The sequence below is a fragment of the Bacillus gaemokensis genome, from assembly GCF_001590835.1.
Lineage (GTDB): Bacteria > Bacillota > Bacilli > Bacillales > Bacillaceae_G > Bacillus_A > Bacillus_A gaemokensis.
In genome coordinates, this window is the sequence record NZ_LTAQ01000005.1 from 68,197 (window position 1) to 90,397 (window position 22,201).

A 22,201-nucleotide genomic window follows, 5' to 3' on the forward strand; every position below is an offset into this window, starting at 1 on the left:
AATGATGAGTTAACCCATCATTGTCTTTTTTAATCTTCCTCTTATATAAATCATGCCAGCAAATGTTAGTAAGAATGCTGTGCCAATTACAAAGCTTAAGCTCGGTGACGCCCCAATTGCGCCCACCGTAAATGAACCAGCAACTACTCCTAATGAGAAGAACGCATAAAATAACCCAAATGCCTTACCGCGCTGGTCTTCGGCTGTATTTTCAACAAGTAAAGCGTTAATAGAAGGAAAGAGGATAGCGAATCCAATTCCGTAGATCATCATGACAATAAAGAGCATCCCTTTTGTAGTGAATAGACCAAGTAATGATAATGCAAGTGCCATGACCCCAATGCCAATGATCATCATTTTCGAACGGTTAAAGCGATCGAAAATGCGATTTGTCGGCAATAAGAAGAAAAGGATTGCTGTAATACCAAAGACACTCATCATCATACCTGTTGTAGACGCTTTTAGTGTCAATGCTTCTACTTTCATCGGTAACATATAAGTGACAATTCCTTGTGAAAACATTAATGTAAATGCGCCAAGGTATGCTTGCAATAATGGTTCAGATTTTAACAGACCAATCATATCTTCTTTGTTCATCATTTGTGTACGTGATGCATCTGTTCTTGTCACATGGTTTGGTAATAAGAACAGAGATACGATTGTACCGAGTACCATTAAAACGGATATTGTAATAAATACCCATTGTATACCTGCGGTCGCTTTCATAATTCCACTGAAAGCAGGACCGACGATTGCTGCTGTTCCAACTGCTGCACCGGATAGTGCCATTGCCTTTCCTTGTTTTGTTGATTTTGTTTGTTTAGATAAGAAAGTAAAGGCAGCAGGGATTAAAAATCCATCACTAAATCCGTGCAGAAAGCGAACGATCAGTAATTGTTCACCATTTTGGACGACGGTATATAATAAGACTATGAAACTTGTAATTCCCATACTTATATAAAGTACTTTCTTTGCTCCAAATTTATCAACAGCTCCACCGGCAATAATATTACCAATCATATTGGCGAATGAGTACATACCTACAACAAGCCCAATAATAAGAGGCGTTCCTCCAAGGCTTTGTGCGTAAGTACTCATAATAGGTAATTGTGAGAATGTATCTAAAAAAGCTACGATAACAATAAAATAAATAAAATATTTCAAGCGATATTCACCTCTCCTATGCTATTATGGCACAATGCGAATTTCACCTGCAATGAAATTGAATTAACAGATGTGGAAAAAAGTACAAAGTGACAAAATAATGAACATTTATTGTTAAAAATTGGTTTAATTCGGATTGTTGTTTTGAAATATATGGATAAAAGTACTATAATAGATTTGTAAACTTCACCAGGTTAAGTATATACATAGAGAGGGATGTATAAAATGAAAGCATTACTTTGGCATAATCAACGTGATGTACGAGTAGAAGAAGTTCCAGAACCAACTGTCCGATCAGGAGCAGTAAAAATCAAAATTAAATGGTGTGGTATCTGTGGAACAGATTTACATGAATATTTAGCAGGACCTATTTTTATTCCAACAGAAGAACATCCACTAACACATGTGAAAGCACCTGTTATTTTAGGTCATGAGTTTAGTGGTGAAGTTGTTGAAGTCGGTGAAGGTGTTACGAATCATAAAGTAGGAGACCGCGTTGTTGTGGAACCTATTTATTCTTGTGGTAAATGTGAAGCTTGTAAACATGGCCATTATAACGTTTGTGAACAACTTGTTTTCCACGGTCTTGGTGGAGATGGCGGTGGCTTCTCTGAATATACAGTAGTACCAGCAGATATGGTTCACCATATCCCAGATGAAATGACCTATGAACAAGGCGCACTTGTAGAGCCAGCAGCAGTTGCAGTTCATGCAGTACGTCAAAGTAAATTAAAAGAAGGCGAAGCTATAGCTGTATTTGGTTGTGGACCAATCGGACTGCTTGTTATCCAGGCAGCAAAAGCAGCAGGAGCAACTCCTGTTATTGCAGTTGAACTTTCTAAAGAACGTCAAGAATTAGCGAAATTAGCAGGTGCTGATTACGTATTAAATCCAGCAACACAAGATGTATTAGCAGAAATCCGTAACTTAACAAATGGTTTAGGTGTAAATGTTAGCTTTGAAGTAACAGGTGTTGAAGTTGTACTTCGTCAAGCGATTGAAAGCACAAGCTTTGAAGGACAAACTGTTATTGTTAGTGTATGGGAAAACGATGCGAAAATTACTCCAAATAACTTAGTATTAAAAGAAAAAGAAGTTATTGGTATTCTTGGATATCGTCACATCTTCCCAGCCGTTATTAAATTAATTAGCTCTGGTCAAATTCAAGCAGAGAAATTAATTACGAAAAAAATTACAGTGGATCAAGTTGTAGAAGAAGGATTCGAAGCGCTTGTAAAAGATAAAACACAAGTGAAAATTCTTGTTTCACCTAAATAATATATATATAAAGAAGTAGTCTTTTTCTAGAAATGGAAGAAGGCTACTTTTTTTATCAAAAAATCGAGAAAAAAGCTCCACTCGTGTTAAGCATCTGCTAGAGAAGATACATGAGAACCCCCCACTTCAAGAGCCGAAGGAGATAAGTGGCGGGAGTTTTCATAGTACGGTGGAAGGTTTACGTATTATTGACGCATTATATTTTAGCGTTGTGACATTAACGACAGTTGGTTATGGGGATTTTAGCCCACAAACTGATTTTGGAAAAATCTTCACGATATTTTATATTTGCATTGGAATTGGTTTAGTGTTTGGGTTTATTCATAAGCTAGCTGTAAACGTGCAATTGCCAAGTGTATTGTCGGGGAAAAAGAAAGAGTAAAAGCAATCAGGAGTAGATCTGATTGCTTTTATTTTTTTACAATATTTTAGTGATTTCTTTGCAGAGAATTAATATTTGTTTATTACAATTCAAATGAACCATATTGATATCTATAAGATATATAGGATGATAGCGATATGAAGGTTTGCATAATGAATTTTATCAATAGAAATTGATAGAGAGGTGGGATATGCTTAGCGTAGGTTAACTATATGAATTGTATGACCTTAATTAAATGAAATCTAAACGGAGGGTGTTATATGAAAAAGAAAGTATTAGCTTTAGCAGCAGCAATTACATTAGTAGCGCCATTACAAAGTGTGGCGTTTGCGCATGAAAATGATGAGATACAAAAGGTGGGTATCATTCAACGATGGTCTGCTGAAGATAAACATAAAGAAGGTATGAATTCACATTTATGGATTGTTAATCGTGCAATTGACATAATGTCTCGCAATACGACACTTGTGAAGCAAGATCACGTAGCGGTATTAAATGAATGGCGTACAGAGTTAGAAAACGGTATTTATGCAGCAGATTATGAAAACCCTTACTATGATAATAGTACATTCGCCTCTCATTTCTATGATCCTGATACTGGGAAGACATATATTCCATTTGCAAAGCAAGCAAAAGAAACGGGAGCTAAATATTTTAAACTTGCTGGTGAATCTTATCAAAAGAATGATAGAAAACAAGCATTCTTTTATTTAGGATTGTCTCTTCATTATTTAGGAGATGTGAATCAGCCGATGCATGCAGCAAATTTTACAAATCTATCTTATCCACAAGGTTTCCATTCCAAATTTGAAAACTTTGTTGATACAGTGAAAGATAATTATAAGGTAAATGATGGGGACGGATATTGGAATTGGAAAGGTACGAACCCTGCAGATTGGATTCATGGAGCGGCTGTAGCTGCTAAGCAAGACTATGCTGGCATTGTAAATGATACTACAAAGGATTGGTTCGTAAGAGCTGCGGTTTCACAAGAATACGCAGATAAATGGCGTGCAGAAGTTACACCAACAGCAGGAAAGCGTTTAATAGAGGCACAACGTGTAACAGCTGGATATATTCAGCTTTGGTTTGATACATATGTAAATCGGTAAATGGCATTAAAAAGACCAAATTTCTCTTAGAGTGTTTGGTCTTTTTTTACAACTGTAAAATAAAGTGGAACTTTAATTAGTGGGGCTTTATCCTCACTGATTATTAGTTAAACTAATCGAGCTTTTACTGCCAGTTAATGCGGGATCAATGGAGGAATAGAATGATGAAAGGTAAATTACTAAAAGGTGTACTTAGTTTTGGAATTGGTTTTGCAGCTTTATATAGTAGTTCCTCAGTACAAGCTGAAACGTCTACTAATCAAATAAAAGTAATGACACATAATGTATATATGTTATCAACGAATTTATATCCAAACTGGGGACAAAATCAGCGAGCTGATTTAATTGGGACGGCTGATTATATTAAAAATCAGGATGTTGTTATATTAAATGAGATTTTTGATAATGGGACATCAGATCGCCTATTAAAAAACTTAGGAAAAGAATATCCAAATCAAACAGCGGTGTTAGGGCGTAATAGCGGAAAGGAATGGGATCAGACATTAGGAAATTATTCATCAACAACTCCTGAAGATGGAGGAGTTGCGATTGTCAGTAAATGGCCTATCGTCGAAAAAATTCAATATGTATTCGAAAAGGGTTGTGGACCAGATAATTTATCAAATAAAGGGTTCGTATATACAAAAATCAAGAAGAATGATCGTTTCATTCACGTCATTGGGACACATCTACAAGCAGAAGATAATATGTGTGGGAAGACTTCATCATCATCTGTACGTACTGAACAATTGAAAGAGATTCAGGGGTTTATTCAAAATAAAAACATTCCAAGTAATGAGTATGTATTAATTGGTGGTGATATGAATGTCAATAAAATAAATGGTGGTGATCCTAAGGATGCTAATAATACATCGGAATATGCGTCTATGTTTAAAACGTTGCATGCTACCGTTCCTTCTTATACAGGATATACTGCAACTTGGGATGCTACGACGAACAGTATTGCAAAATATAATTTTCCAACTGCGGCAGCAGAATATTTAGATTATGTAATTGCGGATAACGATCATGCAAGGCCAGTACATGTAGAGAATAAAGTATTACAACCAAAGTCTCCCGAGTGGTCTGTTACTTCATGGCTGAAAACATATAAGTATAATGATTATTCAGATCATTATCCAGTAGAGGCGACCATTACTATGAAATAGTTAAAAAAGTTTCTTCGTAAAGAAGAAACTTTTTGTATTTATAGACAGGAAAATAATCGTTTCTTTCCAATATATATAAGACATATATAGAAGGGGAGAGAAAAGTGTGGAACGTAACATATTTCAAAAGGTTCCATTACCATGTGCATTTCTTGATGAAGACGCGTTAGAGAAAAATATTGAATCTATTGTTCAATTAAGTGGAGGAAAGAAAATTCGTATAGCAAGTAAATCGTTACGATCTGTGTCAGTGATGAAGCGAATATTAGCTTATGATAGCTGTTTTCAAGGAATTATGTGCTTTTCACCACGGGAGGTATTATTTTTAATAGAACAAGGATTTGATGATTTATTGCTTGGGTATCCTGCCTATGATGAGCAAGCACTGAAGGAAATTAGTTTGCTTACAAAACAAGGATTTACAATTACCTGTATGGTAGATTGCGAGGAACATATTACGTATTTAGAGAAACTTGCGGTGCAAACAGGCGGGGAATTTCAAATATGTATTGATATTGATATGAGTAGCCGCTTTTTTCATTTTCATTTTGGTGTAAGACGTTCACCGTTACGGTCTGCACATGAGGTGTTACAAGTGTTAAAAAAGGCTATGGACTCGTCAGTTCTACAAATAGAGGGTGTAATGGGATATGAAGCACAAATTGCAGGGGTAGGAGATAATGTCCCAAAACAGGGGGTGAAGAATAAGGTTGTCTCTTATATAAAGAAAAAATCAGTAATTGAAGCAATGACGAGAAGGCAGGACATTGTAAGAGCGATACAAGAGCAAGGAATTGACCTCCGTTTAGTAAATGGAGGTGGTACAGGAAGTATAAAAACGACTGTGCAAGATAAATCAGTCACAGAGATTACAATAGGATCAGCTTTTTATTCTCCTAAACTCTTTGATTATTACAAAGATGTTAGATTTACACCAGCTATTGGATTTGCGTTACCGATTGTTCGGCAGCCGGATTCTCATATTTATACTTGCTTAGGTGGTGGGTATATTGCTTCAGGATCAGTTGGGAGAGATAAGCAACCAGAAGTTTGGAAGCCAAGTGGAGCTAAATTGTTATCTTTAGAAGGGGCAGGTGAGGTGCAAACTCCTGTTTATTATGAGGGATCAGAGCATATAACAATTGGAGATGTTATGTTGTTTCGCCATAGTAAAGCTGGGGAATTATGTGAGCGCTTTTCAACGTTACATCGTATAGTAGATGGAAAGGTTGTTGGAGAATATGCAACATATCGGGGGGATGGCCAATGCTTTCTGTAAAAGGAGAAAAGTGGAGGAATTGGACGGGGAATGTAGAAGCAAATCCGCAATATATGTTGTCCCCTAAAAGTATACAAGATGTGATGGAAGTAGTGAACTTTGCAAAAGAGAAGGGAAAGAGAGTTCGTGTTGTTGGTTCAGGTCACTCTTTTACACCGCTTGTTCAAACTGAAGAAATTCTTCTCTCTTTAGATGAACTACAAGGAATCGTAAATATAGATTCTAAATCATTGACAGTAGAAGTATGGGCGGGAACAAAGCTGTATGATTTAGGACGATTGCTGCAAGAAAAAGGTTATGCACAAGAAAATTTAGGAGATATCGATTCGCAATCTATTGCAGGAGCAATTAGTACAGGAACGCATGGGACAGGCATTACATTGGGAAGTTTATCGACACAGGTAGTAGAAGTTACGGCTATTCTTGCTTCAGGAGAAATGATAGTTTGTTCTGAGAAAGAACACCATGAGTATTGGAAGGCATTTCAGTTATCACTTGGTATGCTTGGAATTATTGTAAAAGTAAAACTTAAAGTAATACCCGCTTATTCCCTTATGTATTGTAGTGAAAAGCAATCTTTTTCTACTGTGATGGATAGACTAGAAGAGTATAAACAACATCGCCATTTTGAATTTTTTATTTTTCCATATTCCGATGATGTTCAAGTGAAAATAACAAACGAAACAAAAGTTAAGGGGAATGATCTGAGGTGGCATAAGTTAAAAACAGAGTTTCTTGAAAATATGGCTTTTTCTTTATTATCTAAAGGGTGTAAGTTTATTCCTGCGATAAGTAAAGGAGTTAGTCAGCTATCAGCCAAGGTAGTACCGAATACAAAAACAATTGGTCCAAGTTATCAAGTATTTGCAACATCCCGTAATGTGCGCTTTTATGAAATGGAGTATAGCATTCCTGCTCAGTATATGAAAGATGTTGTAGAAGAGATTCATCATCTTATTCAAGAAAAAAAGTTCCGAGTGCATTTTCCTATTGAATGTCGTTATGTGCGAGGGGATGATATATGGTTAAGTCCTGCGTATGGAAGGGATTCGGCTTATATTGCTGTTCACATGTATAAGGGAATGAAATATGCTGCTTATTTTGGGGCGGTAGAACATATTTTTCAAAAATACCAAGGACGTCCACATTGGGGAAAAATGCACACAATGAAATATGAACAATTGCAACATCTGTATCCAGAATTCCATTCCTTTTTACAAGTAAGAAAGTTACTAGATGAAACGGGTATGTTTTTAAATCCATATGTAGCAAAGATGTTTTCTATCGTAAAAAAGAGCTGACAATTATTTGTCAGCTCTTTTGAGTGTAATAGCATTTCTTGTATGACTGATACGTTCATAAAATAGTAATTTATCACGACTAAATATATGTAATAGAACATGGATAATAAAAAGACCATTAATCACAAATGTAAATAATAATATAACGATCAGAACTAGAGTATCTGTACGGTTTAAAATGGAACTACTAGAGAGTATATAGTTAATTCCGCCTAAAACAAAATAGAACAGACCGTAACGAATGAATAATTCTTTTAGTGTAATCCGTTCATTTTGTCCTTTAATATGAATACGAAGCAATGCTTTTCCAACTGTTTTTCCATTCGTAAAGTATGGAATGATAATGAAATAGGTAAAGACTGCCCCTGTAACGAAAATAAGTTCATATAAGTTCGTATAAGATTGGATACTAGAAATAAAAAGATGATTACCCTTATTTTTAATAACCGGTACAACAATAGATAAGAAAATCCAATCAATTTGCATGGCAATGAGACGGCGAATAAATCCAACTGGTTTCGTTGCTAAATCAATATGTGCATCTAATTCGCTTGATTTAGGAAGGAAATACATAAATATTGGTGCAATGAAATATCCAATTGCTCCGCCAAGTGTATTTAGAAATAAATCATCCACATCAAACAAACGATACGCGCAATTGTATATGCCATATAATCCAGTTACTTGTGTTATTTCAAAGAATAATGAAAGACAAAGTGAAAAGACTATAGTTTGTAAGAAACTACGGCGGAAGTAATATCGTAAATACATGCCGAATGGAATCGTTAACAGGGCATTAAATGCAACTTGTAAAAAGGCAGATTCTTTTAATAGATGAAAATAGGTAACTGGCTTTGTTAGAATAGCTACTGTGTGATTGGTAATTTCTTGAATGAAATAGAATGGTACGAGTTGCATATGCTGCGTATTAGCTGGCTGTAAGCTACAAGTATCATAGGTTTGTGGTAACGGTAGAATAACAAGGAAATAGGCATTTAATAGATAAAGGAATAAAGAATATAAAATAAATGATCGCCATTTATTTAAATAGCCATATTTTCTGTAATTAAATATTAAAAAGGGAATTAAAAGAAGCATTGCTAAAATAGGAAATAAGATAAATGCTGTTTTAATTGGAAATAAATAAGATGTCAAAATATTGCTCCTTTCGAAAAGAATTCGTTTTTCATTATAGCTCTTAAAAACTATTAAAACAAATCTCACTTTTAGGAGAGGATATCATTTTGAAAGTTAAAGGTAAAGGCTTAGTAGGTAGTAGAGCTATAGTATTACTGTCTAGAAATAGTGGGATAAATGAAGAAAAGCCTTACTGCGAATGGCAGAAGACTCTTTTTTAGTAAAGATATTTAACATGGGTAGCATTGGATTTTGAAGACAGAATATAGCTTTGAAATTTATTTTGCCATGTTGTGATTGCAGTTTGCTTTTTTTGAGAAATCCATTCTTGATAATCTTCTTGGGTTTTCCATAATATACGAATCATGTATTCGGTCCCATGCTGGGTATGTTTCATACGGGAGAATTCTAAGTTAATAAACCCATGACTTCCAGATGATGGATAGTGTTGCTGTAAAGAATGTATAATTTCAGTTTCATAACCTGATTTAATATGAATGAGCTTTGTAACAATAAACATGATTGCACTCCTTTTATATGTAGTATAAGAAATTAGAGTGGATATCCTGTTTTATTCATAACATGTGCAATCCCTCCGGTAGTACTTACGAGAATGAGAAAGTTTGTAATCGAGAATTCTCTTATCCGCAAAATAGTGTATCATAGTAAATATTATACTATTCTGAAAACTACGAGTAAATAAAAGGAAGACGACAAATTTTTCATTACGTTAGTACCGCATGTATAAAAAGAGATGGGTGAGGACTAATAATGAGTGGATATATTTAATCTTAGCTACATAAAAGGGTGTCCGATTGAACGGGACACCCTTTAGATTTTACTTTATAAGAAAACAATAGTTAGTACACCTACGATAATACAATAGAATGAAAAGTATTTTAAATTCCCTTTAGCCATAATGTTCATAAACCACTTCAATGAAATATAGGTCATGATAAACGTCGCGATGAATGCAACGAGGTAGGGTACAAATAAAGTATTTAAATTTGGATCTTTAGCAATGTCTGTAATACTTAGTAATAATCCACCTAAACTAACAGGAATATATAATAAGAATGAAAAGCGAAGAGCAGTTTCTTGCTTCATACCAAGTAACATCGCAGCAACAATTGTAGCACCAGAACGGCTAATACCAGGAATAAGTGCGCAAGCCTGAGCAAGACCAACAATAATAGCATCTTTCATAGATAGATCGCCATCATTTTTTCGGCCGCGTAAATTGCGAATAATCCAAAGGCCAATGGCGGTAATGATAAGAGAAATTCCAACCATTTTAATACCTTTTAAGTAGTATTCAATATAATCTTTAAATAACACACCAATTACGCCAGCTGGAATAGTAGCAATGATAAGATAAATGATAAAGAAGAAATCTGATTTTGTTTCTTCTGCTCTTGTAAATATATAGGATAGACCATTTTTTGTAAGGCGAATTAAGTCATTTCTATAAATAAGTAATACAGCTAATAAAGAAGCTGCGTTAACAAGCAGTTCAAAGCTAAAGCCTTCTATTTTTAATCCTAGCAAATGTTGTGCTAAAACGAGATGACCGCTTGAAGAAATTGGGATTGGTTCTGTTAGTCCTTGAAATAGACCAAGAACTAAATACTTTAAAATATAATAAAACTGTTCCATAACATCCTCCTTGTTATCATTCTTTAAAAAGACAACTTCTCCATTATAGCAAAAGAGGACTTTGAAATTTAGAGAAAATCGAAAAAATTAAAAAATTCACTTTTCAATATAGCTAGAAAATATAATTTTAAATCCGGTTATATCTGTTTGGTACATTGTGTCGGGAAGGAGTTTAACATAAATAATAGTTGTGCAAGATTTGACAATGTTTTTAATCTCGTGTAATCTTTGTCTTCTAATATTCGAATCTACTTTTTGTAAGATTTATGTGGATATAGATTATTAAAAAGTTAAGAATTTGTTACATTTTACAGGTTTTGTTTATTTTTTTGTCATGAAAAATAAACTGTATTTAATGAGTTTGTAAACAAACTGTAAAATAAATCATGTATAACTGTAAGAGAAGGGAGTCGGATTATGAACTATTTTAAGCGAATCAGTAGTCTAGTATTAGCAGGAATGATTGTTCTTTCTAGTACAGTCGCTGTCAAAGCTGAGTCAAACGACGAGAAATTAAACAACATGCAACAGCAATTGCAGCAGAATAACGATGATATTCAGAAAAAAGAAGAAGAGAAGCAAGCTGTTAATAAAGAAATTAAAGGTATCGAAAGTGAACTACATAATTTAAATAATACAATTACAAAAAATAAAGAAGAGCAAGCTGCTATTCAACGGAAAATCGATGAAACGCATAAGCAAATTGAGCAAAAAAAGAAAGAAATTATTGTTTTAGAAGATAAAGTACTTTCTCGTAAAGACATTATGAAGAAACGTATGGTTTCTGTTCAAAATAGCTCAAATACGAGTTTAGTAGTTGAAGTTGTTGTGGAATCAAAGAATTTTGCTGATTTCTTACAACGTATGAATGCAGTATCTACAATCTTAGATGCGGATAAAGAAATTTTACGATTGCAAGAACAAGATCTTCGTCAAATTGAAGAAGATAAAAAAGCAATTGATGAAAAAGAGGCATCTTTAGGGATAGACAAACAAAAATTAGCAAAGGTACAAGCTGACTTACAAGATAATTTGAAAAAACGTCAAGAAAATTTACAAGCTGTGCAAGCGAAATACAATCAAATTGCAGGTCAACTCAATTTAGCTGAACAAGAAAAATCGAAAATTGAATCAAATATGAAAGCAGTACAAGAAACAATCGCTCGTGAGCAAGAAGCAGCAAGATTAGCAGCAGAAGCTCGTGCAAAAGCAGAAGCAGAGGCAAAAGCTGAAAGGGAAGCTATCGCAAAAGCACAAGCAGATGCAGAAGCAGAAAGAGCAGCTGCTAAGAAAAAAGAAGAAGCTTCAGCACCAAAAACAGTTGAAACTGTAAGTACTAATGATAAACCGGCGACAACGCCAGCAACTAATCCGGCGTCAAAACCAAACACTCAGCCGGATTCAAAACCAGCTAACGGTCGTGAGATTTATGTAGAAGCTACTGCTTATACAGCGGATCCATCTGAGAATGGTTATAAACCAGGAGAACAGGTATATTCAGCATGGGGACATTATAATTTAACTGCAAATCCGGGAATGAAATTAATTGCCGTAGATCCAGCGGTTATTCGATTAGGATCCACTGTATACGTTGAAGGGTATGGAACAGCAATTGCAGCAGATACAGGTGGTGCGATTAAAGGCCATAGAATTGATGTATTAATGCCAGATAAAGCTAAATCAAGCGCTTGGGGTAGAAAAAACGTTAAAGTTACAATTTTAAATTAAAGTGAAATCCAACTTTACAGCATGTAAAGTTGGATTTTTTTGAATCTGATGTTAAGTTGAGTTTACATTTTGTAAAGTCTATCATATAATAATGGTAAGAGGTGGTAAAAATGACCATTTTGAATCGAGTGAAGGAGCTAAGAGCTCGCTTTAACTTCACACAAAGTATATTGGCTGAAAAAGTTGGAGTAACGAGGCAAACCATTGCGGCAATTGAAAAGGGCGATTACGTTCCCTCACTATTATTAGCGCTGACGATTTGTGATGTGTTTGATTTGAAGATGGAGGATGTCTTTGTACTAGATAAGGAGGGAAAAGGAGATGAATAGGGTTGTTCTTTCTTATGTGATGAGTGTCGTGTATACATGTTTAGCTGCTTGGGCGTTTATTGAGTTGTTTTATGCGTATATGGAGTTCGCTACTATTCTTCGTACAAAGCGAGAGACTTTTGAGGTATTCATAAATCTTAAGCCTATTTTCTATTTAGCAATCTTGGGAGTAGTATTCTTTATTATGTATAAAGTGCAAAAGAAAAAATATGAAAAATTATCCTTTTGGATGTTTCCTTTGTTGTTTCCAGGAGAAGATGAGCGTGAGAAAATGATTACCCAAAAAGCCTGCCGTACTACTTTTATTTCGCTTTGGTTTGTTTTACCGTTTGCGGCTGGACTGCTAATTTTATCTCCAGTTATAAATTTGTATATTCCTGCTTATCCTATGTATATAGTATTTCTTATTTTATTTGTCCAAATGACTGTGTTTCATATTTCGCTCTATCGAAATAAAATTGCTTAAAGGTATACTGATCACATAGAAAAATGATATATAAAGAAACTTTTCATAATAAATGGAAGGTTTCTTTTTTCTTATACTTGTGTATAAATAGATATTATTTTATCATTTTATATAGAGTAATATTTTGTAGGGGAAAGGAATTTTATATGAATAAGCGAAGAATCTATAGTGTACTAGCGATCCTTTTATTTGTTATAGGTGGTGTGTTAATCGGAAAGCCATTTTATGATGGATATAAGGCAGAGGAGAAGCAAACAGCGAATGTGCAAGCTGTTCAAAAAATGGAATATCAAAAGCAAGAAACGAAATTTGTAGATGCTTCAAAGATTCAGCAACCAGATTTAGCGGAAGTAGCAAATGCATCGTTAGATAAAAAACAAGTAATTGGACGTATTTCTATTCCGAGTATTTCATTAGAACTTCCAGTTTTAAATGGTTCGACTGAGAAAAACTTATTATCAGGAGCGACAACTGTAAAAGATAAGCAAGAGATGGGAAAAGGAAACTATGCGCTTGCTGGGCATAATATGTCAAAAAAAGGTGTTTTATTTAGTGATGTATCTTCATTAAAAAAGAACGATAAAATTTATTTATATGATAATGAAAATGAATATGAGTATGCCGTTACAGGTGTATCGGAAGTAACTCCTGATAAGTGGGAAGTTGTAGAAGATCATGAGAAAACGGAAGTAACGCTTATTACGTGTGTATCTGTATCAGATAATTCAAAGCGCTTTGTTATTACTGGAGATTTTGTACAAACGAAAAAAATAAATAGTTAAACAAAAAGGTTTACTCTGATTAAGAGTGAACCTTTTTTGTTTAACTAATATTAGGAAATAAAAGAATATTTTAGTATATATTTAAATATTACTCTATTGTTGTATAATGAAATTATAATGATAGATTTTGGGAGGAAAAAGAGTGAAAAAACAAGCAAAAGCATTTATTTTAACAGCAGGTATGGCATTATTAGTAGCTCCAATTTCAGCTTATGCACATCCAGGGCGTACAGATGCTAATGGTGGACATACATGTCGTACAAATTGTGCGAAGTGGGGGTTACAAGATGGAGAATATCACTATCATAATAAAAAAGAAACACCTGCTTCGAATAGCGGTACAACACAGCAAGCGCCTAGCCAAGATAATAGTGCTGTAGAAGCGGAAAAGCAAGCTGAAGCAAATCGTAAAGCTACAGAAGAAAAACAGCGTGCGGCGGAAGAGCAAAGAAAAGCTGAAGAACAACGAAAAGCCGAAGAGGTACGTCAACGTGAGGAAGCGCAGCGTAAAGTAGATACTGAAAAAGGTCAGGTTGAAGGACAGAAAGCTGGAGAAACTGATTTTCAAGCAGGGAAAAACAATGTAGAAGGGCATTTGAATGGAAAGTCAGAAACGTATAAGCAAGCATTTACAGGAACTTATTCTACAGCGTGGGTATTATTAGAGCAAAAAAAAGGTCAGTTTGAAAAAGGAAAAGAGCAAGGATTAGCTCAAGAGACAATGGATGATAGCCAAGTTGCTCCAGGATATAAAATAAACTTTGCAGAAGGTTTTCAGTCAGGAAATAAAGAAAGAACTGAAAAAGTAAAACAAGAGCAATCTCATTTAGGTGAAAAGGCTGGAAAAGAGTTAGCAGAAAAGAAACCTGGAAATGTTGAAAAGGAAGAATATATAAAGGCATATGAAGTAGCTTATGACAAGGGATATCAAGCTAAGAAAAAAATGGTAAGTAAAGAAGGCTATACATATGCATTTGAGAATTATGATTTAAAAGTTCCATCTAAGTATGAAAAAAATGAACCATTAAAGAAATGGTTTACAGAAGGATTTAAATCGAATAAAAAGGCAACGGAAATCCGTGAAGAAGGATATAGAAAAGGGGAAAGCTGGCTTTCTTTCTTTTATAAAAGATTTGTACCAAGTGAATACAAGGATTATAAAGAATTATATGAACAAGCAATTGAAAAAGGTGAGAATGCATAAAAAAGATGAGGGAAATCCCTCATCTTTTTTAATCCATCCACTTTACGAGCTTTTTAGAAAGTGATAATAAGACGCACCCTAGAACAATAGCTACTGCTCCAATGACAGCAAATACTTCGGAATATCCAAGTGAAGTTGTGAAGCTAGCGAGTTGTCCACCTAAAACATTAGCAATTCCTGAACTTGCTAACCAGACACCCATAAGTAATGAAGCAAGTTTTACTGGTGCTAGGGCGCTCACCATTGATAGGCCAACAGGTGATAGGAATAATTCACCTAATGTATGGAACAGATACGTAAAGACAATAAAGAGTAGATTTGCTTTTTCTGTCATAGTATGTTCGTCACTACCTGTTTTTAATGTAGCGATAACAAGAACTATATAACCAATTCCGAGCAAAATCATACCGAGTCCCATTTTGGCTGGGATTTTTAAATCGCCACGTTTTCTAGTCGCAAGTTTAGCCCATAAAGCTGAGATAACTGGGGCAAGTAAAATAATGAACAATGGATTGACTGATTGGAACCAAGATGTTGGAACTTCCCATCCGAATACCGAGCGGTCCACAAATTTGTTTGTATATAATGTTAATGAACTACCGGCTTGTTCAAAACCAGCCCAGAAGAAGACAACGAAGCAAGTTAGAATCACGATAACTGCTGTATGTTGTTTTTCTTTTTTTGTCAGTGGAGTATTCCCAGCTGTTTGTTTACCTGATGTTGTTTGTAAATCTCTAGTTGGTTTTTTTCCGATATCACCAAGGAAACGGTTAGACAATGTTGTAAATAAGATTTGACCTATAATCATACCGATTGAAGCAGCTAAGAAGCCGTAACGGAAACCGAAATGAACAACACCATCGATTGTTGTTTTGAATAAATTTTCTGATAAAAATCCGCAAACGAGTGGTGCTAAAAATGAACCTACGTTAATGCCCATATAGAAAATTGTAAATGCACTATCACGTTTTGGATCATGCTCTTCATATAGTTCGCCTACAAGCGTAGAAATATTTGGTTTAAAGAAACCGTTACCGATAATAATAAGCGCGAGTCCAAGGTATAGGCCGACTTGATTTTGTAAGGCAAAAAGTATAAGGTTACCAATTGCCATTGTCACGCCACCCATAGTGATGGCTAAGCGTCTACCTAGAAAACGGTCTGTTAAGAAGCCACCAATTAATGGAGTGAAATAGCACGCTCCAGTGTAAAAACCGTAGATAGAAAGTGCCCATCCTGGACTAAACCCAAGACCACCGCTTACTAAAGTTGTTGTTAAGTATAGTGTTAATAATCCTCGTAACCCATAGTAACTAAACCTTTCCCACATTTCTGTAAAGAAGAGTAAGTATAAACCTGGAGGATGTTTCTTGTTTCTTTGTTGTTTTTTCTCAAGTTGTATCGTTGATTCCATATAAGTTTCCTCCTGACACAAACGAAAACAAAGTTAATAGTTTTGTATATTTAATATTTTACTTAATTAACTATTGAAAGTCAATAAAGGTCGATTTTTCAGAAGAAATTGGAAAACAGGATAGATATAGAATGGGGATTTCTTTTGTGGTAGACTATGGACTATGTTTGTTCTAGCATATAAGTGCAAGAAACCATTTCTTTTTAGAGGAAAGAGAGAATCCGTCCATGCATAGAAGCGGTCAGTTCCTTTTGTTTTCATAGCCGTAATTTAGATATTGGAAAATCAAAATGTATATATATAGAATGAGAAGGAGAAAGAGATGAAATTGTTACAGAAAAAAGAAATTTTACTTATTAGCCTAATGTTGTTCTCCATGTTTTTTGGGGCTGGAAATCTTATATTCCCACCTTTCCTTGGATATGAAGCAGGAGAGCATGTGTGGATTGCGTTGTTAGGCTTTATCATATCAGCAACAGGGCTTCCGATATTAGGTGTAATTGCCATCGCTAAAGCAGGAAGCTTTCAAGATTTAGCAAGCCGGGTCCATCCCTCTTTTGCAATTATTTTCCCTTGTGTAGTTTACTTGTTTATAGGCCCTGGCCTTGGAATACCGCGTGCGGGAAGTTTAGCTTTTGAAATGGGACCAGGTCAGTTGTTTCCAGAGTCAGGTAGTATAGTGTTACTGCTTTATACGGTAATCTTCTTTAGTATTGTGTATTGGTTAAGTTTATCGCCATCGAAATTGATGGGATTGTTTGGAAAGGTATTAACACCTTTATTATTATGTATGATTGCTCTTATTTTTATAAAGAGTATGTTTACATCGGTAGGAGATGTTAAAGCACCAGTGGGGAATTATGTTAAAGTTCCTATGTTTCAAGGTTTTTTAGATGGCTATTTAACGATGGATGCTTTAGCAGCTTTAATCTTTGGGATTGTTATTGCAAATGCTTTACGTGCAAAAGGTGTACAAGATGAAAAGGGCTTAGCGAAATATATGAGCATGGCTGGTATTGGGGCAGGTCTATTGTTGTCTCTTATTTATATCATTCTTGGATATGTCGGATCAGTAAGTGGTTCAATTGGAGAATTTGATAATGGGGCAAACGTATTAGCGCAAGTTATGACTACATTATTTGGACAAGGTGGTCTGATATTGCTAGGTACTATTTTCACTGTTGCTTGTTTATGTGTCTCCATTGGACTTGTTACATCTTGCAGTCAGTTTTTTGCAGAAGTATTTCCAAAAGTCTCATATAAAGTTTGGGCTTTTATATTAAGTGCTGTTAGTATGATTCTTGCTAACTTAGGGTTAACGCAGATTTTAAAAGTATCAGTTCCGATTCTTGGATTTATATATCCAATTGCTTTAACGCTTATTATTTTAGGGTTGTGCCATAAACATATCAGCCGGTATGTTTATATATATCCTATAACGATTGGAATAGTAGCGGTATTTAGTGGGATAGATATTTTAAATCGTAATGTATTAATGGAAAAGTGGACACCTTTCTTAGAAAATCTTCCTTTTTATACAGAAGGAGTAGGGTGGTTGATTCCAGCTATTGTAGGTGGGTGTCTTGGAACGCTTGTAAGTGTTTGTATAAATAAAAAAATTAGACGAAAAGGGTGTTTTCTGTAATGGAAAACACCTTTTTTACATCATTGGAAGAGATTTAGTCTAATTCCCCGATAAACCATATTTCTTTGTCATTGTAATCAGCATCAGTAAAAATTTCTGTATATCCTTTTACTTGTAATCCTTTAGGTATAAGCAAGCCAAATTCTTTTTCAATATCGCGTTCTTGTGGTAATGAAATCCACTGAGGTCCATCCATGTATCTACCTAGAAATCCTTCAAAAAAACGTTCTATTCCTTGTTTACTAAATACAATTAAGATATTTGAGGTGTGCAAATTAGGAAAAGAGACAACAAAATAAATGCGATACTCTTTTTCAGCTGTCGTTTTTATATCGATTAAATGCTCTAATCGATTGATTGCAGTCTGTAAATAAAATCGTTTAATCGAGTTTGATTTACGTTGTGAATTCATATAAGAAGGATGGAAGGGAAGATGAATAGACCAGCAGCCTAAAGCAGACTGTTCATTAGCATTTGGTAAAGAGCTTGTATGCTTGTTGGTATACGTTAAGAAATTACGGCAAGCACGTCTTAAACTACGTATTTTCTTTTTCGGACGATTATTCCTGATACCTTGTTTCAAAGCAACACCTCATAAATGATATTTTCTATTTGTTATTATAATAGCAGAGATTGGATATTATTAGGAAAAACATTCTAAAAAAACAAATAGAATAAGAGTATGATATAAGTAATTGGAATTATTAGTGTGTCTGTATCGTTATTGTGGATGGTATATGCATTATTTGCAGTTTGGTTTGGAAGGAAGAGGAAAATGGATGAAATATTGTACGCTGTTTTAGTTGTTTTAGTTGTGACAGTAGGGAAGTTTTTTCCTTGATTTACCAGAAGTTTCAATGATGATTAGAGCGGTACTATTCCTAATTGTTGGTGGACTTGGAATCGTTATTTCTAGAATGTTTTTTTCAAAAGAAAAAGGTGAGTAACAAAGAGCAATCCCATACGGATTGCTCTTTGTTTACTTCTTATTAATCGTAACAGTTTCATTATATTTTGCAGTTGTATTTTGACGAAGGCGCAGTGTTGCTTGTCCGTTTGTATTTGGTACCAGTTGTACATTTACGATTTTTTCAGCAAAACCTTGGCTATTTGTTGTGAACGAGAAAGCGTCGCTATATCCAAAAGTGGACGGCCAAGTGCCATTTTCATTTTGAACTTTTGCAACTTGTGTTCCACCAGTTGTGAAAATCCCTAAAGAATAATTGTTATACGTTGTATTAGGTAATAAGTTATTTACTTGAATTTTTATTTGAAACATTTCATTGTTTGGTAGAATGCTAGGATGAGTAACTACGTAATTACTTACAGGTGTAGTTATTGTACCGCTATATCCATATGAACCAGGTTTAAATGTATTAGTATTAAACCATTGATAGCCTTGATTTGGGGCACTCCAAGGTTCTGGTTGTGGTTCGGTTGATAAATTTGGTTGTTCAAATGTTTGTAAAGGTGTTGGTTTATCCAGTTGTAAACCATTTACTTGATCTAAGCTTGTATAGGTTTCTTGTTTGGATAACCAATTTACGATATTTTCCAACAAGATAGCATCATTTTCTTCTTTATATCCGTCGTATGTTTTCTTAGATTGTCCCGTGTCTTCACGAACATATTTTGGCGATGCATCTTCAACAGGAGAAGAATCACCAATAAAGGCCGCTTTTCCAAGTCCGACTTTGGCAATTGCAGCATAAGGACCTTCTGCAATACCACCACCATTATAAACACCGCTATCAACAGCATTATTCCACTTTGGTGGGTTTTCTGGAAGATATACGAGTCCTTTGGCTAGTTTAGGGTTAGTAATAGCAAGGGTAGAACCAGCATGCATTGCTACGGACGAAACGCCTGTTGTAATACCAAATGACTGTTCAGGCGAGACAATGTTTTTGGCAGAAGTATCACCTAGTGCATTATAGCGGAAACGAATACCGAAGTTTTGTGCTAGCCAATCAGAGCTCTCTATTCCTTGCATCGCGACAGAGTTTATTTCTTCATTAGACATTCCTTTTGCAGGATTGTTCCATGCCCCGCGTCTATATCCATTAAATACTTCTGAAGAATCCCAGCGGTTCTTATTACGATCTGCATTATAATGATCTGCAATAAAGAAGATGCTGCCGCCATTTTTAACATATTGTAGCATAGCGTCTTGCTCGGATTTTTTATAAGGAATGTTTGCTTCAGGAACGATAAATACGTTATAATCTTTTAAATTCTCATATGTAATAGGTGTAGATTGGCGAAGTTCTTTGACAAAATATCCATTTTTGGCAATGCCGTTTCCAAAATCAGAAAAACCCCCATCAATGACCCAATCAGCTGTACCTGCTGTTTGACCATGTGTGTTATCAAATAATACTTTCTTCCCACTGTTTTGATTGACTACTTTTGCAGCAATTTCAGGTGCTGGATCTACGGAGCTTTCAGCGAAAGCGGGTGGAATATAAGCGCTTCCTATACTGAATGTAATTGCTGTTGCTAACGAAAATTTAAGCCATTTTTTGTTCTTCATAGAAGAATCCCCCCTAATAATAAATATACTCGCCTTAATAATGTAATAGATTTTTTCATGAAAATAAAGATGGAAAATGTAGAATTCGCAAAAAATTTGTAAAAGTAGAGTGAATTTTGTTGAGAAATATTTGTGTGAAAATAAGAAAACCCCTTCCTTGTGATAAGGAAGGGGAAATATATTTAACTAATTTTTGAATTCGGTACCTTATCTATCTTATGAAACCCTTTCAAATAATACACAACGACTAGTGCAATCAACCAGATTGGACCAACAATTAATGCAATTCGTGTATCTTCTGAATAAGCCATAATTCCTAATACAAGTACAAGGAAACCAAGTGAAAAATAAGAACTTAATGGATATAAAGGCATCTTGTACGTTAAGTTTTGTTTGTTTTGTGCTGGTAATCCTTTGCGGAATTGAATTTGGGAAACTAATATGATTCCCCATGTCCAAATTGCGCCGAACGTTGAAATACTAGTAAGCCATGTAAATACTTTTGCAGGAACGAGGTAGTTTAATATAACACCAACGAGTAGGACGAAAGAAGTTGCTAAAATTCCTTTACTTGGAATGCCATTTTTATTTAAACGACCAAACTGTTCAGGTGCTTTTTTTTGCTGTGCCAATGTAAATAGCATACGTCCTGTACTAAATAAACCACCGTTGCAAGAAGAAAGAGCTGCCGTTAAGACAACGAAGTTGATGATTCCTGCTGCTTTTGCTATCCCAATTTGCTGGAATGTTAATACAAAGGGACTACCTTTCTCTCCAAGTTCATTCCATGGATAAATCGCCATCATAACAAATAAGGCTCCAACGTAGAATAGTAAAATACGCCAAAATACGTTATCAATCGCTTTGGCAAGTGTTTTCTTTGGATTTTGCGCTTCACCAGCTGTGACACCGATAAGTTCTACTCCTAGATACGCGAATAAAACCATTTGTAAGGAAAGGAGTAATCCAGAAACCCCATTTGGAAACCATCCGCCGTGTGACCAAAGATTTGAAATTCCAGTTGCGATACCGTCATTTCCGAAACCGAATAAAATAATGCCAGTCCCAATTACAATCATACTGATTATTGTGACAATTTTGATTAAAGCAAACCAAAATTCAAGTTCTCCAAATACTTTTACAGATAAAAAGTTGAAGGCGCTCATTAATACAAGAGCCATCAATGCCCAAATCCAGCGCGGGATATCTGGAAACCAAAATTCCATATAAATCCCAGCTGCAGTGATTTCCGCCATACAAGTAACAACCCATAAAAACCAGTAGTTCCATCCAGTAATATAACCTGCTAATGGCCCTAGGTAATCATAGGCATATTTACTAAAGGAACCAGCGACTGGTTGCTCAATTGCCATTTCACCAAGAGCACGCATAATGAAGAAAATAACAAGCCCAGCAATCAGGTAAGCTAGTAAAATAGAAGGTCCAGCTAACTTAATAGCTGAAGCAGACCCTAAAAATAATCCAACTCCAATAGCTGATCCAAGGGACATTAATGTAATATGTCTTTGTTTTAAACCTCGGTTTAAAGTGCCTGATTTGTTTGTGTTTTGCATAAGAAGCCTCCTTGTAGGATGAAAAAGTTTGAATGCGTTTACGTGATA

At 35.0% G+C, this 22,201-nt stretch carries 19 protein-coding genes and 2 pseudogenes; 13 read left to right on the forward strand and 8 right to left on the reverse strand.

Going from position 1 to position 22,201, the window contains the following annotated elements; translation table 11 throughout:
• Nucleotides 1-9: 9 nt before the first annotated feature.
• Nucleotides 10-1,164 (reverse strand): MFS transporter, encoded by a 1,155-nt coding sequence (locus tag AZF08_RS08265; protein ID WP_033675139.1) that lies wholly within the window; start codon nucleotides 1,162-1,164, stop codon nucleotides 10-12.
• 225 nt (nucleotides 1,165-1,389) lie between these two features.
• Between AZF08_RS08265 and bdhA the strand changes: the two genes are divergently transcribed.
• From bdhA to AZF08_RS08295, 6 genes and pseudogenes are all read left to right on the forward strand, one after another.
• Entirely contained in the window at nucleotides 1,390-2,442 is a 1,053-nt protein-coding gene (gene bdhA / locus AZF08_RS08270) for a (R,R)-butanediol dehydrogenase (protein ID WP_033675138.1), read from the forward strand.
• Nucleotides 2,443-2,584: 142 nt separating this feature from the next.
• Nucleotides 2,585-2,824 (forward strand): annotated as a pseudogene (locus tag AZF08_RS08275) (potassium channel family protein); the annotation flags it as partial.
• 260 nt (nucleotides 2,825-3,084) lie between these two features.
• Nucleotides 3,085-3,936 (forward strand): phospholipase CerA, encoded by an 852-nt coding sequence (cerA, locus tag AZF08_RS08280; protein ID WP_033675137.1) that lies wholly within the window; start codon nucleotides 3,085-3,087, stop codon nucleotides 3,934-3,936.
• A 164-nt stretch (nucleotides 3,937-4,100) separates the two neighbouring features.
• Nucleotides 4,101-5,105, forward strand: coding sequence for a sphingomyelin phosphodiesterase (gene sph, locus AZF08_RS08285; RefSeq protein WP_033675200.1), 1,005 nt, complete (start codon nucleotides 4,101-4,103; stop codon nucleotides 5,103-5,105).
• Between the two features lie 106 nt (nucleotides 5,106-5,211).
• Nucleotides 5,212-6,384: an amino acid deaminase/aldolase gene (locus AZF08_RS08290; protein ID WP_033675136.1), complete on the forward strand. Its 1,173-nt coding sequence runs from the start codon at nucleotides 5,212-5,214 to the stop codon at nucleotides 6,382-6,384.
• The gene (locus AZF08_RS08295) at nucleotides 6,372-7,685 is read left to right on the forward strand and encodes a D-arabinono-1,4-lactone oxidase (protein WP_033675135.1); all 1,314 of its coding nucleotides are present in this window, start codon (nucleotides 6,372-6,374) and stop codon (nucleotides 7,683-7,685) included. The genes AZF08_RS08290 and AZF08_RS08295 overlap by 13 nt, the downstream gene beginning before the upstream one ends.
• Before the next feature lie 3 nt (nucleotides 7,686-7,688).
• Here AZF08_RS08295 and AZF08_RS08300 read toward each other — a convergent pair whose 3' ends face one another.
• From AZF08_RS08300 to AZF08_RS08310, 3 genes are all read right to left on the reverse strand, one after another.
• Nucleotides 7,689-8,840: a VanZ family protein gene (locus tag AZF08_RS08300; protein ID WP_033675134.1), complete on the reverse strand. Its 1,152-nt coding sequence runs from the start codon at nucleotides 8,838-8,840 to the stop codon at nucleotides 7,689-7,691.
• 199 nt (nucleotides 8,841-9,039) lie between these two features.
• Nucleotides 9,040-9,342 carry an antibiotic biosynthesis monooxygenase family protein gene (locus AZF08_RS08305; RefSeq protein WP_033675133.1) on the reverse strand — a complete coding sequence of 101 codons (303 nt, stop codon included), beginning with the start codon at nucleotides 9,340-9,342 and terminating at the stop codon, nucleotides 9,040-9,042.
• Nucleotides 9,343-9,665: 323 nt separating this feature from the next.
• Complete coding sequence (locus AZF08_RS08310; protein ID WP_033675132.1) at nucleotides 9,666-10,478, reverse strand: undecaprenyl-diphosphate phosphatase; 813 nt, start codon at nucleotides 10,476-10,478, stop codon at nucleotides 9,666-9,668.
• Nucleotides 10,479-10,895: 417 nt separating this feature from the next.
• On the opposite strand from AZF08_RS08310, the gene AZF08_RS08315 reads away from it, so the two are divergent.
• From AZF08_RS08315 to AZF08_RS08335, 5 genes are all read left to right on the forward strand, one after another.
• Nucleotides 10,896-12,206, forward strand: coding sequence for a 3D domain-containing protein (locus AZF08_RS08315; protein ID WP_033675131.1), 1,311 nt, complete (start codon nucleotides 10,896-10,898; stop codon nucleotides 12,204-12,206).
• 110 nt (nucleotides 12,207-12,316) lie between these two features.
• Complete coding sequence (locus AZF08_RS08320; RefSeq protein ID WP_033675130.1) at nucleotides 12,317-12,535, forward strand: helix-turn-helix transcriptional regulator; 219 nt, start codon at nucleotides 12,317-12,319, stop codon at nucleotides 12,533-12,535.
• Nucleotides 12,528-13,001, forward strand: coding sequence for a hypothetical protein (locus AZF08_RS08325; RefSeq protein ID WP_033675129.1), 474 nt, complete (start codon nucleotides 12,528-12,530; stop codon nucleotides 12,999-13,001). Before AZF08_RS08320 ends, AZF08_RS08325 begins: the two co-directional genes overlap by 8 nt.
• A gap of 146 nt (nucleotides 13,002-13,147) precedes the next feature.
• On the forward strand, nucleotides 13,148-13,783 hold the full coding sequence (locus AZF08_RS08330; protein WP_033675128.1) for a class A sortase: 636 nt from the start codon (nucleotides 13,148-13,150) through the stop codon (nucleotides 13,781-13,783).
• A 142-nt stretch (nucleotides 13,784-13,925) separates the two neighbouring features.
• Nucleotides 13,926-14,987, forward strand: a complete 1,062-nt coding sequence (locus AZF08_RS08335) for a YHYH domain-containing protein (protein WP_033675127.1) — start codon at nucleotides 13,926-13,928, stop codon at nucleotides 14,985-14,987.
• Nucleotides 14,988-15,015: 28 nt separating this feature from the next.
• On the opposite strand, the gene AZF08_RS08340 is transcribed toward AZF08_RS08335, so the two are convergent.
• Nucleotides 15,016-16,401, reverse strand: coding sequence for a peptide MFS transporter (locus AZF08_RS08340; RefSeq protein WP_033675126.1), 1,386 nt, complete (start codon nucleotides 16,399-16,401; stop codon nucleotides 15,016-15,018).
• Between the two features lie 322 nt (nucleotides 16,402-16,723).
• On the opposite strand from AZF08_RS08340, the gene brnQ1 reads away from it, so the two are divergent.
• Nucleotides 16,724-18,046 (forward strand): branched-chain amino acid transport system II carrier protein BrnQ1, encoded by a 1,323-nt coding sequence (brnQ1, locus tag AZF08_RS08345; protein ID WP_033675125.1) that lies wholly within the window; start codon nucleotides 16,724-16,726, stop codon nucleotides 18,044-18,046.
• 34 nt (nucleotides 18,047-18,080) lie between these two features.
• Here the strand turns inward: brnQ1 and AZF08_RS08350 are convergent, their stop codons facing one another.
• A complete protein-coding gene (locus tag AZF08_RS08350; RefSeq protein WP_033675124.1) occupies nucleotides 18,081-18,629 on the reverse strand; it encodes a DUF3916 domain-containing protein in 549 nt (182 codons plus the stop codon).
• Nucleotides 18,630-18,746: 117 nt separating this feature from the next.
• Here AZF08_RS08350 and AZF08_RS28495 point away from each other — a divergent pair.
• Nucleotides 18,747-18,993: pseudogene (locus AZF08_RS28495) on the forward strand (DUF2339 domain-containing protein); the annotation flags it as partial.
• Nucleotides 18,994-19,025: 32 nt separating this feature from the next.
• Here AZF08_RS28495 and AZF08_RS08355 read toward each other — a convergent pair.
• A complete protein-coding gene (locus AZF08_RS08355; RefSeq protein ID WP_033675123.1) occupies nucleotides 19,026-20,579 on the reverse strand; it encodes a DNA-binding protein in 1,554 nt (517 codons plus the stop codon).
• A 182-nt stretch (nucleotides 20,580-20,761) separates the two neighbouring features.
• Complete coding sequence (locus AZF08_RS08360; protein ID WP_033675122.1) at nucleotides 20,762-22,153, reverse strand: amino acid permease; 1,392 nt, start codon at nucleotides 22,151-22,153, stop codon at nucleotides 20,762-20,764.
• Nucleotides 22,154-22,201 lie beyond the last annotated feature (48 nt).